At 64.8% G+C, this 11,817-nt stretch carries 9 protein-coding genes; 4 read left to right on the top strand and 5 right to left on the bottom strand.

The annotated features are described in order from the left end of the window. From tcuA to tcuB, 3 genes are read left to right on the top strand one after another with little or no spacing between them, the layout of a single operon-like run. Positions 1-1,392, top strand: a complete 1,392-nt coding sequence (tcuA, locus tag ACVWW6_RS40785) for an FAD-dependent tricarballylate dehydrogenase TcuA (protein WP_211434132.1) — start codon at positions 1-3, stop codon at positions 1,390-1,392. Between the two features lie 30 nt (positions 1,393-1,422). Next, the gene (locus ACVWW6_RS40780) at positions 1,423-2,451 is read left to right on the top strand and encodes an alpha/beta hydrolase family protein (RefSeq protein WP_161536171.1); all 1,029 of its coding nucleotides are present in this window, start codon (positions 1,423-1,425) and stop codon (positions 2,449-2,451) included. A gap of 4 nt (positions 2,452-2,455) precedes the next feature. Then, a complete protein-coding gene (tcuB, locus tag ACVWW6_RS40775) occupies positions 2,456-3,556 on the top strand; it encodes a tricarballylate utilization 4Fe-4S protein TcuB (protein ID WP_456682750.1) in 1,101 nt (366 codons plus the stop codon). A gap of 4 nt (positions 3,557-3,560) precedes the next feature. On the opposite strand, the gene ACVWW6_RS40770 is transcribed toward tcuB, so the two are convergent. From ACVWW6_RS40770 to ACVWW6_RS40760, 3 genes are all read right to left on the bottom strand, one after another. Beyond that, the gene (locus ACVWW6_RS40770) at positions 3,561-4,235 is read right to left on the bottom strand and encodes an esterase/lipase family protein (RefSeq protein WP_456682749.1); all 675 of its coding nucleotides are present in this window, start codon (positions 4,233-4,235) and stop codon (positions 3,561-3,563) included. Positions 4,236-4,240: 5 nt separating this feature from the next. Continuing rightward, positions 4,241-7,645: an acyl-[ACP]--phospholipid O-acyltransferase gene (locus ACVWW6_RS40765; RefSeq protein WP_456682748.1), complete on the bottom strand. Its 3,405-nt coding sequence runs from the start codon at positions 7,643-7,645 to the stop codon at positions 4,241-4,243. Between the two features lie 355 nt (positions 7,646-8,000). Further along, positions 8,001-8,267, bottom strand: a complete 267-nt coding sequence (locus ACVWW6_RS40760; RefSeq protein ID WP_028174278.1) for a hypothetical protein — start codon at positions 8,265-8,267, stop codon at positions 8,001-8,003. 51 nt (positions 8,268-8,318) lie between these two features. Here ACVWW6_RS40760 and ACVWW6_RS40755 point away from each other — a divergent pair, with 51 nt between their 5' ends. Next, entirely contained in the window at positions 8,319-8,942 is a 624-nt protein-coding gene (locus tag ACVWW6_RS40755) for a TetR/AcrR family transcriptional regulator (protein ID WP_404526005.1), read from the top strand. An 11-nt stretch (positions 8,943-8,953) separates the two neighbouring features. On the opposite strand, the gene ACVWW6_RS40750 is transcribed toward ACVWW6_RS40755, so the two are convergent. Both ACVWW6_RS40750 and pncB read right to left on the bottom strand, forming a co-directional pair. Then, positions 8,954-10,261 carry a GGDEF domain-containing protein gene (locus tag ACVWW6_RS40750; RefSeq protein WP_456682747.1) on the bottom strand — a complete coding sequence of 436 codons (1,308 nt, stop codon included), beginning with the start codon at positions 10,259-10,261 and terminating at the stop codon, positions 8,954-8,956. Positions 10,262-10,498: 237 nt separating this feature from the next. Then, positions 10,499-11,803, bottom strand: coding sequence for a nicotinate phosphoribosyltransferase (gene pncB, locus ACVWW6_RS40745; protein ID WP_060910765.1), 1,305 nt, complete (start codon positions 11,801-11,803; stop codon positions 10,499-10,501). Between the last annotated feature and the right edge of the window lie 14 nt (positions 11,804-11,817).

Here is an 11,817-nt window from a genome sequence, read left to right as displayed (position 1 = left end):
ATGAGCAGCAAATACGACGTGCTGGTGATCGGAGGCGGCAACGCGGCGCTGTGTGCGGCGATCGCGGCGCGTCGTGGCGGCGCCTCGGTGCTCGTGCTTGAAGGCGCGCCAAAATTCTATCGCGGCGGCAACACCCGCCACACCCGCAACATGCGCTGCGCCCATGACGCTGCCACCGAAATCCTCACCGGCCCCTACACCGAGGAGGAATTCTGGAAGGATCTGCTGCTGGTCACCGGCGGGCAGACTGACGAGGAACTTGCGCGCCACATGATCCGGGAGTCCAAGGACATCCTGAACTGGATCGTGGAGCAGGGCGTGCGCTGGCAGCCCTCGCTCGGCGGCACGCTGAGCCTCGGCCGCACCAACTCCTTCTTTCTCGGCGGCGGCCGCGCGATGCTGAATGCGCTCTACCTCACCGCCGAGCGGCTCGGCGTCGATGTCGAATACGATGCCGAGGTCACGGACCTGGTGATCGAGGACGGCATGTTCCTGGCCGCCCGCCTCAAGCGGCCGATCAAGGGCGAGACCGAGATCCGCGCGACGTCGCTGGTCGCCGCGGCCGGCGGGTTCGAGGCCAACATCGAATGGCTGAAGCAGTATTGGGGCGAGGCGGCTGACAACTTCCTGATCCGCGGCACGCCCTATAACCGCGGCTCGATCCTGAAAATGCTGCTCGACAAGGGCGTGCAGGAGGTCGGCGATCCCACCCAGTGCCACGCGGTGGCGATCGACGCCCGCGCGCCGAAATTCGACGGCGGCATCATCACGCGTCATGACTCGGTCGTGTTCGGCATCGTCGTCAACAAGCACGCCCAGCGCTTCTATGACGAGGGCGAGGACATCTGGCCGAAGCGCTATGCGATCTGGGGCCGGCTGGTCGCGGCGCAGCCCGATCAGATTGCCTATATCATCTTCGATTCCACCGTCGTTACCTCGTTCATGCCGACGCTGTTCCCGCCGATCGCCGGGCAGACGGTCGCGGAGCTTGCCAGCAAGCTCGAGCTCGATCCGGCCGCGCTGGAAAAGACCATCACCGAGTTCAACGCCGCGGTGAGGCCCGGCACGTTCGACCACACCATCCTGGACGACTGCCGCACGGAGGGCATCACGCCGCAGAAGACGCATTGGGCGCGGCGGATCGAGACGCCGCCCTATCTCGCCTATCCGGTGCGGCCCGGCATCACCTTCACCTATCTCGGCACGCGCGTGACCAAGGAAGCGCGGATGCTGATGGCTGACGGCAAGCCATCAGGCAACATGTTCGCGGCCGGCGAGATCATGGCCGGCAACGTGCTCGGCAAGGGTTATGCGGCGGGCATTGGCATGACCATCGGCAGCGTGTTCGGGCGGATCGCAGGGCGGGAAGCGGCACGCCATGCGAAGAACTAGGGACCAAGAAGAAAGGTGATGGGAGAAACCATGTCGCGTATTGTCATTGCCTCGATCACGGCGCTGCTGATCGTCGGCCACGCCCGCGCCGCCGAGCCGATCACCCTGCGCGACATGGGGTCGTTCCATGTCGGCGGGCGTCTTGTCGAAATCTCCGGCAAGCCGGTGAAGGAGGTCGTGTTCGCGCCTGGCGGCGTGCCGGCCAACGTCGATCCCAATGGCACGTATCAGGTCGAGCAGATGTACGTGCAGTATTTCCTGCCGGCCAACGAGAAGGGGGCTTATCCGCTGCTGATGTGGCACGGCGGCGGACTGACCGGCGTCACCTACGAAACCACGCCTGACGGACGCGAAGGCTGGCTGAATTATTTTCTGCGCAAGGGATGGGCGGTCTACAATTCCGACGCGGTGGAGCGCGGGCGCGCAGGCTGGGCGCAATATCCTGATATCTTCAAGAGCGAGCCTGTCTTCCTCACCACGGCCAATCCGTTCGAGCGTTTCCGCATCGGTGATGGGCCAAACTCCTACGATCCCGATCCCGCCAAGCGAAAGGTGCTGCCGGGCAACCAGTTTCCGGTCGAGGGCTACCAGAATTTCGTCAAGCAGAACGTACCGCGCTGGACCACAACTGATGATGCGACCATCGCCGCCTATATCGCCGAGCTCGATCGCGTCGGCCCCTCGGTGATCCTGTTCCACAGCCAGGCCGGCAGCTTCGGCTTCAAGGTCGCGCAAGCCCGGCCTGACAAGGTCAAGGCGCTGATTGCGATCGAGCCGGCCGGCATCGGTGATCCCGCGAGGGCGGATGTGCTGAAGAACATTCCGACCCTCATCATCTACGGCGACTATATCGAGCGCGATTCGCGCTGGCCCAAGATCCGCGCCAACGGCATCGCCTTTGCGGACGCCATCAAGGCGGCCGGGGGCAACGTCGACATCGTCGACCTCCCACAGGCTGGCATCAAGGGCAATTCGCATATGGTGATGATGGACAAGAACAACCTCGAGGTCGCGGCCCTGATCCAGAAATGGCTCGAGGGCAAAGGCCTGACGAAGTAGAGCCATGCACGGAACCCAAATTCTGGACGAAGCCGACCGCCTGATGACGGTCTGCAATTCCTGCCGCTACTGCGAGGGTCTTTGCGCGGTATTTCCCGCCATGGAGATGCGCCGCGCCTTCTCCGACGGCGATCTCAATTATCTCGCCAACCTCTGCCATTCCTGTGGCGCCTGCTACGTCGATTGCCAGTTCTCGCCGCCGCACGAATTCGACGTCAACGTCCCGAAGACGCTCGCGGTCGCGCGCGCGGAGTCTTATGCGGCCTACGCCTGGCCGCGGGCGTTGTCCGGCGCCTTCGCGCGCAATGGTCTCGTGATCAGCATCGTCGCTGCGCTCAGCATGGCCGCCTTTATCTTCGGCTTTGCTGCGCTGAACGATCGCAGCGTGCTGTTCGGTGTCCATACCGGGCCTGGGGCGTTCTACAAACTGATGCCGCACAACGCGATGGCTGCGTTGTTCAGCGCTGCATTCCTCTATGCCATCCTTGCACTTGTCATGAGCGTGCGTGCCTTCTGGCGCGATATCGGCACGCCGATCGGCGGCAGAGCGGACGGCGGCTCGATTTTCCAGGCGATCCGCGATGCCGGCGAGCTGCGCTATCTCCATGGTGGCGGCGTTGGCTGCTACAACGAGGACGACAAGCCGACCGACCGGCGCAAGCTCTATCATCACCTGACGTTCTACGGCTTCCTGCTGTGCTTTGCCGCGACGTCCGTCGCCACGCTGTATCACTATCTCCTCGGACGCGAGGCGCCGTATCCGTGGTGGGATCTGCCCGTCGTGCTCGGCGCGCTCGGCGGCATCGGCCTCATCGTCGGGCCGATCGGCCTGTACGTCGCGAAATTGCGCAGGGCGCCGGAACTGCTGGACGAGAACAGCTACGGCATGGATGTCGGCTTCATCGCCATGCTGTTCCTGACCGGTCTCACCGGCATGCTGCTTCTGCTCCTGCGCGAGACCGCGGCCATGGGGCCGTTGTTGGCGCTGCATCTCGGCGCCGTGTTTGCGCTGTTCATCACCATGCCCTACGGCAAGTTCGTGCACGGCATCTATCGCTTCGCGGCGCTGGTTCGCTATGCACAGGAACGGCGGACGGCGCCGTGACCCGTTACCTCGGCCGAAAATGGCCGTTGCGCAGAAAAGCGATCGTCTGCGCGATCGCGGCGGCGTGACGCGGCAGCCCGGTGTGGGACGCCTTCACGACGACATGGTCGGTCATGCCGGCAAGCATCGTGCTCTGCACCGACACCCGTCCGTCATTGGGCTTCGGCAGAACGAAGAGACCGGCGACAGGATCGATGAAGCGGTTTCCGGCGATCACACCGACCGGATAGCCGATGGCGGGGAAGGCATTCGGCGCGGTCGCGGGCGTGGTGGTGAGCTCGAGGCCGGCTGGCCCGTAGAATGCGCGGTAGGGCAGAAATCCCTGCAGGAGATCAGCGACCTCGCTGCCGCTGTTCGGCGTGCCCAGCATCACGACGCGGGCAAGCCGGGCCGGGCGGTGTCGTGCGATGTAGGCGCGCGCGACGAGGCCGCCCATCGAATGCGCGACGAAATGCAGCGGCGCGTCACGTTCGGCGAAACGGGCGATCGCCGGATGAATGTCGTCTGCGATCGCCGCGATCGGCTTGCTGCGGCTGGAATAGTCGACGTTGAGCGTCGTGAACCCGCTGGCCCGGAGCGCCCGCTCCAGCTTCGTCAGGGACGCCGAGGTCCGCGCGATGCCGTGAAGCAGAACCACTCCGGGGCATCGCGCGTCGCCTGGCTCAGGCGCCTCCTGCATCTCGTTTACGCCACCTCGCGCTCCGGCGAGGACGCCTGCTCGCGGGCCATCGTCGTTGCCGTGACATAGTCGGTCTTGCCGGTGCCGAGCAGCGGCACCTTGTCGACCAACATGATCGCGGCGGGCACGGTCAGCTCGGACGCGCCGATCGCCTTGGCCTGGCCCTGCATCGCGCTGCGCTCGGCGGTCTTCTCCGTCGTCAGCAGCACGATGCGCTCGCCCTTGCGCTGGTCGGGGATCGACACGGCGACCGAGCCGGCCTGCGGCCACAGCGTCGCCGCGATGCTTTCGACCGCGGACAGCGAGACCATCTCGCCTGCGATCTTGGCAAAGCGCTTGGCGCGGCCCTTGATGGTGATGAAGCCGGCCGGGTCGATTGCGACGATGTCGCCGGTGTCGTGCCAGCCTTCCGCGAGCACTTCGAGCACGCCGGGATTTTCGGCCCTGAGGTAACCGAGCATCACGTTCGGTCCGCGCACGGAGAGGCGGCCGCCGTCCTCGATGCCGGGGACCGGATCGAGGCGGCTTTCCATCAGCGGCGACAGGCGGCCGACGGTGCCGGGGCGGTTGGCCATCGGCGTGTTCATCGCCAGTACCGGCGCCGTCTCGGTGACGCCATAGCCCTCGAGGATGCGGATGCCGTAGCGCTCCATGAACACCTGCCGGGTGCGGTCCTTGACCGCCTCGGCGCCGGCGATCACGAGACGCAGGGTGCGGAAGTCGTAAGCATGCGCCGAGCGCGCGTAGCCGGTGAGGAACGTGTCGGTGCCGAACAGGATGGTGGCGCCGGTCTGGTAGATCAGCTCGGGCACGATCCTATAGTGCAGCGGGGACGGGTACATGTAGATCGGAATGCCCGCGAGCAGCGGCATCATCATCCCGCCTGTCAGCCCGAAGGAGTGGAACACCGGCAGCACGTTGAACACCTTGTCATTGGCGTTGGCATCGACCCGCGCCAGCGCCTGCGCCGCGTTGGCGAGGATGTTGCGGTGGGACAGCACCACGCCTTTGGGCGTGCCTTCCGAGCCCGACGTGAACAGAACGACGGCAGGATCGTTGGCCTGGCGGGTGACCCGCGGCGCTGTACCTGCGAGCAGGCCCTTGATCTTGTCGGCCACACCGATCGAGGCGCGGACGTCCTCGAGATAGACCACGCGCGCCTCCGCGGAGATTGCGGCCATCAGCTTGTCGAGCTTGCCCTTCTCGATGAAGGCTTTCGAAGTCAGTACGGTCTTGACCTGCGCGGCCTTCATGGCGGCGAGGACGTTGACCGGACCGGCCGAGAAGTTGAGCATCGCCGGCACGCGGCCGATGTTCTGCAGGGCCATGAAGACGACGGCGACGCCCGCGGAGTTCGGCAGCAGCACGCCGACATTCTCGCCGACGGCGGTGCCGTCTTCCAGCTTCCGGCTCAGGACCTGCGCGCCCAGGATCAGCTTGCGATAGGTCAGCTTGGTGCCGAGCGCGTCCTCGACGATGACCTTGCCGGTGTCGCGGTCGCGATAGGCGTGTCCGAGCGCTTCGAACAGCGAGTGATCGAGCATGGCGTTCTTGACCAGAGCGTCGATCATCACGTCCTGGAGTGCGGCGCCGGCGGCATTGCGGCGCGCCTTGCCCTTCAGCGCCGGGTCGACCGGCAGCTTGACCGGCGGCAGGATCGTGACCGTCACCCGCGGAAACCACGAGCGCTTGATCTGGCTGCTGTTGAGATAGCTGAGATGCGAGCGCTGCGCGCCTTCGATGCGAACCGGCACGACCACGGCGTCGGCCTTGTCGGCGATCATCGCGGTGCCATCATAAACCTTCATCAGCGAGCCGGAGACGGTGATGCGTCCTTCCGGGAAGATGACCACCGGCTCGCCGGCGGCAACCAGCTTGATCAGGTCGCGCGCGGCCAGCGGCTTGGTGGGGTCCATGGTGTAATGCTTCACCACCCGCAGGAACGGCTTGGCCCACCAGGCCTTGGCGATGCCGGTATCGACCGCGAAACTCGCGTCGATCGGCAGCACGGCGTGCAGCAGCGGGCCGTCGATCAGGCTGACATGGTTCGGCGCGATCAGCATGCGCGTGCCGGATGGCGGCAGGTTCTCGAGGCCGCGGATCTCGGTGCGGAACAGTGCGCGGAACAGCAACCCGCCGAAATCGCGCACGCCTTCCTTGCCCCATTTCGTCAGCACGAACCACACCGCGCCGAAGCTGGCGACGCCAAGGCCGAAGAAGATCCAGCCGACATGGAGGCCTGCGGCCTGCAGCAGCGCGACGAACAGCGAGCCGACCACCATGAAGGCGGCCTGTAGCACATTGCCGGCCGCGATGATGCGGGCGCGCTCGGAGGGGACCGACCAGGCCTGGACTGCGGCGAAGGAGGGGACGACGAACAGGCCGCCGCCGAATGCGAAGGCGACGAAGTCGATCAGCATGCGCAGGCCCGCGAACGAGGTTGCGAAGTCGAGCGCGGTGATGTCGTGACCCTTGGTGGTCACGCCGATGGCCCAGGCGAGATCGAGGCCGGCAAACCCCATGATGATGGCGCCGATCGGCACCAGGGCGAGGTTCGGGCGAACGTGGCTCAGTTGCGCCGCGAACAGCGAGCCGATGGCGATGCCGATCGCGAAGATCGCAAGACACAGCGTCACCACGCCTTCGGTGCCGCCGACGACCTCCTTGACCAGCGCCGGCAGCAGCGACAGCACGATGGCGCCGACCAGCCAGAACCAGGAGACGATCACGGTCCCGTCCCACAGACGGTGGTCGGCGTGCAGCGTCTTCAGTAAGCCGAGCGTTGAGGTCCAGGGATTGGCATCGACGGGCAGATCGGGCGCGGAGGGCGTGGTCTGCGGAATGCGGGAAGCGAAAGCCCAGGACAGCAGAGCCAGCACCACCACGGCGGATGCGACCCAGCCCATATGGGCGGAGCCGGCCACGAACTGGCCGCCGGCGACGGTGCCGAGCAGGATGGCCATGAAGGTCGCGCCTTCGACCAGCGCATTGCCGGTCGCGAGCTCGCCGAGCTCGAGCTGGTCCGGCAGCATGGAATATTTCACGGGGCCGAACAGGGCGGCGATGATGCCGAACAGCGCGAGCGCTGCGAACAGCAGCGGCACCGAGTGCAGGAAGAAGCCGGCGGCGGCAAAGCCCGCGGCGAAGATCTCGGTGAATTTGAGTCGCCTTGCGACGACGGATTTGACGTATTTGTCGGCGAGCTGTCCGCCGAGCCCGGACAGGATGAAATAGGGGAAGATGAAGACGGCGCCTGCCACCGTCACCAGCGCGTCGCCGTGGCCGGTCGCGGCACTGTAAAGCAGGATGATGACGAGTGCGTTCTTGAGCACGTTGTCATTGAGCGCCGAGAAGAACTGCGCCCAGAACAGCGGCGCGAAGCGGCGTGACGACATCAATTCCCTGATCATGACTAGTCCTGTTTTGGAAAGGCAGCCTGAGGTTGCTTCGTGGGCGGTGAAAGCGTCACGACCGGAAGGGAATGGGACGAACGATTGCAGAGTGACGATGGTCGTCGGCCTGCTCTGTCCCCTCGATCCCTCCGATCCTGTTGGTCTCCAAATGGTCTCGTTAGGTTCGCAAATTTCCGGTTGCGGCCGCGTCGGCTTTGGACGGAAGGGCCGCGCTGACCCGGATATGCGACGGGCCGTGAGCAAAAACTGAACCGCACCGGTAAGGCCCGCGACATCGGCCGCGAATGTCGGAAAATGGTAAGTCCTTCATTGCGGCCTTTTCTTGCATTCGAACCGCTTCGCGGCGGGTGCCTCAGGTGAGGTGAGCGAGGTGGCGAAAGGGGGAGAAGCGACCAAGCAGGCTGAACCTGCGGCCTTCGCGACGGGTGCGGCCACGGTTGGCGCGCCACATCCGGAAGGTCGCGCGACGCTCAGCGAGCACGCCGGCAATGTCGCAGGCATTGGCGATGCGATCGATCGGCGCCATCGCGCGCTTGAGGATGGCCCGGCCGAGCCCGGTCACGAGGGCTGCGGCGTCGTCGACGAAGGTGGTGGCAATATCAACAGCGAGGGTTTGCATTTTGCAGGTCTCCGGGTTAATTTGAACAATGTTCACATGAGTAGCTTGAAAATGAACAATGTTCAAGAAGAATCGCTGCGCGACCAGAAAAAAATTCGGCGACGGCTCCTGATCCTGGAGATCGCCCGCACCATAATTTCTTCTAAGGGTTTGAGATCATTGAAGGTTCGTGACGTCGCCGAAGCCGCCGGCTGCTCGGTCGGCAGCGTCTATAACGAGTTCGGCGACTTCGACGGGGTGATCCTGACCGTCAATCGGGAGACCGTTCAGGCGCTCACATCGCGGCTTTCGGGGGTTCCGGCCGAGGATCCGGTCGGCCAGCTCTACGGGCTTGCCGAGGCCTATCTCGAATTCTTTGCGGAGCACGCCAATTTGCTGCGTTCGCTGTTCGAGCATCGGATGGAGGACGATCGCCCCTATCCGGACGACATCCTTCAGATGGTGATGGACGCCTTCGCGCTGATGCACCCGCCGCTGGTGCGGCTGCTGCCGGATGCGGATGACGTGAAGATCGCGCTGTTGTCGCGCACCCTGTTCTCCGCGGTGCACGGCATCATCTCGCTCGGTCTCGAGGAGCGCATGGTGGCCGTGCCGCCCCAGTTGCTGCGCCAGCAGGTGGAGCAGTTCCTCGACGCGCACCTTGCGGGCCTCGGGATTCTGCCTTTGCGCCGATAGGGCGGGCGGCCTCAAGCGCGGGCCGCTTCGCGTGGCCGTGCTGCAACGAGGACGACGTCGGCCCGCACACCGTCGACCTGAACCCGATTGCGTCCCTTTTCCTTGGCGCGATAGCAGGCGGCATCCGCGCGCCGCATCGCGTCCTCGAGCGTGGTGTCGCGGTCGGTGATGCAGGTGATGCCGATGCTGGCGGTCACTGCAAAGCAGCGATCGTCCCAGGCGAAGCTGAACAGCTCGAGCGCTCGTCGCAGCCGTTCGGCGATGTCCGTTGCGTCGAACGGCGAGCACCGCGGCAGGATCAGGCCGAATTCGTCGCCGCCGAGCCGGGCCACCAGATCATGCGGGCGCCGGTCCTGTTGCAGGAGGCGCGAGACCTGGCAGAGCAGGCGGTCGCCCGCAAGATGGCCGCAGCTGTCGTTGACGTTCTTGAACTGGTCGAGGTCGAGCAGGATCAGGCCCAGCGAGCCTGCCGCGATATTGTCGAGCTCGCCTTGCAGGCGCGTCTCGAAGGCGCGGCGGTTGGCAAGGCCCGTCAGCCAGTCGTGCGACGCCTGCCAGGCCAGGCGCTCCTTCTCGGCATGCAGGGCATCCTCGAACGCCTTTCGTTGCAGCACCAATCGCCGCGTGTGCCAGATCAGCAGCAGGATCAGCGTCACGGCGGTGAGGATGTTGATGCTGGTCAGCGTCAATTTGATCGCGCGGGAGCCTTCGCCGAGGACGGTGGAGAAGCGGTTGGCATGCACCGTGAACTGGGTGTTGAGCTCAGAGAGCCGCGACGACAGGAATCGCAGGCGGCCGCTGTCCTGAACAGGGCCCTTCTCCAGCTCGGACCGGATGACCTCGCCGAACACGCTCAGCTCCAGCAGCATCGGATCGGTGGCCGCCCACTCGCGGATCGCTTCCTGGAGGAAGCTGACGCGGTTGAAATAGCGAAACAGCCAGATCAATCCCGGAACGTCATCGGGATGGTTGCCGCCTTGCAGGAAGCCGATGCGGGCGGCTTCGACGTCGACGGGATCTCGCTCGAGCGCCCAGCGTGCGAACTCGTCGCCGATCGGAACGGCGAGCGAGGCCTGGTATTGCGCGAACTGGCTCGGTTCGCCCGAATGCAAATAGCTATTGAGGAAATAAACGGCGTTCTTCTGCGAGCGCGACCACAGCGCTTCGCCCGCGACATAGGCGCGGACCGATGACATCACCTCGAGGCTGAATCCCGCAATCGCCGCCTGAAGCACGACGACCATCACGAAAGGCGAGACGAGCTTGATGACATGAAGGAAGCTGTGTCCCTTCGTCGACGCCGATGTCCTGCGAAACACCCTTAGTTCCCCAAATCGATCAACGACCCCAGCGGAGCGTTGCGCCTGCAACGTCAAGTAGAAGGGATGGTTGCTTAACTCGACCTGAAAGACGCGGGGGACTGCGCCGTAGGGTGAAGGCGTCGTGACGTGGATGCGCGCAGATCGCTTCAAATACTGAGGAAGCGGAACTGGCGCGGTATTGGCGAACCAATGCCGCGCATTCGTGGCGTGCGGTTTACCCGATCGAGAGAATTGCTAGACCAGCACCGGCTTGCGCACGCGGCCGACGTCGCCGAACACGCGCAGGTAACGCTCGATCTCCGAGGGGAGGCCGGTTGCCTTCTCCGGATTGTCGGAGAGCTTGACCGCCGGATGGCCGTCGACCGACGACACCTTGCAGACCAGCGAGATCGGATCGAGATTGAACGAGCCGTCCGGGGCGCAGCCGACGAAGTCGTTGGTGAGGTTGGTGCCCCAGCCGAAAGAGAGCCGCACGCGGCCGGTGAAGTGGTGATAGGTCTCCTCGATCGAGCCGACGTCCATCGCGTCGGAAAAGACGAGCAGCTTGTCCCTGGGGTTGCGGCCCTTCTTCTCCCACCAGGCGATGATCTCCTCGCCGGCCTGGATTGGCGGCGCGCTGTCGGGGCGGAAGCCGGTCCAGTCGGCGACCCATTCCGGCGCATCGCGCAGGAACGCTTTCGTACCGAAGGCGTCGGGCAGTGCGATCAGGAGGTTGCCGCCGTAGGTCTGACGCCACTGGTCGAGAATGCGATAGGGCGCCCAGCGCAACTCCTCGTCGTCCTTGGCGAGCCCGGCCGCGACCATCGGCAGCTCGTGCGCGTTGGTGCCGATGGCCTCGAGGTCGTTGTCCATCGCGAGCAGCACGTTGGAGGTGCCGATGAAGGAGGAGCCGAGGCCTTCCTTCACCGCCTCGACGCACCAGCGCTGCCAGAGAAAGCCGTGACGCCGGCGGGTGCCGAAGTCGGAGAGCCTCAGGTTCTCGAGCTTGCGCAGCCGCTCGACCTTGGTCCACAGCTTGGCCTTGGCGCGGGCGTAGAGCACGTCGAGCTCGAAGCGGCCGCGGCCCTTGATCGCCGCGCGCGAGCGCAGCTCGTTGAGAATCGCGAGCGCCGGAATCTCCCACATCGTGGTGTGGGTCCACGGCCCGTGGAAGTGCAATTCGTACTGCCCCTCGACCTTGCGCAGCTCGTATTCGGGCAGGCGGAATTCGGCCAGCCAGCGGATGAAATCCGCCGAGAACATATGGGTCTTGCCGTAGAAGGTGTTACCGGCGAGCCAGATCAGCTCCTTCTTGGTGAAGCGGATGGTGCGGGCGTGGTCGAGCTGGGCGCGCAGCTCGCCCTCGTCGATGATCTCGGCGAGCCGCACATGGCGCGAGCGGTTGATGACCGAGAAGGTCACCTGCTGATTCGGGTAGTCATCCCGAATCATCTGCAACATCAATAGCTTATAGAAGTCGGTATCGAGCAGGCTGCGGATGATGGGATCCAGCCGCCAGCTGTGATTGTAGGTCCGGCTCGCAATATCGGTCACTGTCATGGCCGAATTCTAGC

The organism is Bradyrhizobium sp. USDA 3311, from assembly GCF_054062495.1.
This window is presented reverse-complemented; position numbering and strand designations above follow the sequence as displayed.

What these genes read in the sequence shown, in the direction of transcription:
- tcuB (WP_456682750.1), top strand. Translation starts at nt 2,456, where the DNA reads ATGCACGGAACCCAAATTCTGGACGAAGCCGACCGCCTGATGACGGTC.
- ACVWW6_RS40770 (WP_456682749.1), bottom strand. Translation starts at nt 4,235, where the DNA reads ATGCAGGAGGCGCCTGAGCCAGGCGACGCGCGATGCCCCGGAGTGGTT.
- pncB (WP_060910765.1), bottom strand. Translation starts at nt 11,803, where the DNA reads ATGACAGTGACCGATATTGCGAGCCGGACCTACAATCACAGCTGGCGG.
- ACVWW6_RS40780 (WP_161536171.1), top strand. Translation starts at nt 1,423, where the DNA reads ATGTCGCGTATTGTCATTGCCTCGATCACGGCGCTGCTGATCGTCGGC.
- ACVWW6_RS40755 (WP_404526005.1), top strand. Translation starts at nt 8,319, where the DNA reads ATGAACAATGTTCAAGAAGAATCGCTGCGCGACCAGAAAAAAATTCGG.
- ACVWW6_RS40765 (WP_456682748.1), bottom strand. Translation starts at nt 7,645, where the DNA reads ATGATCAGGGAATTGATGTCGTCACGCCGCTTCGCGCCGCTGTTCTGG.
- tcuA (WP_211434132.1), top strand. Translation starts at nt 1, where the DNA reads ATGAGCAGCAAATACGACGTGCTGGTGATCGGAGGCGGCAACGCGGCG.
- ACVWW6_RS40760 (WP_028174278.1), bottom strand. Translation starts at nt 8,267, where the DNA reads ATGCAAACCCTCGCTGTTGATATTGCCACCACCTTCGTCGACGACGCC.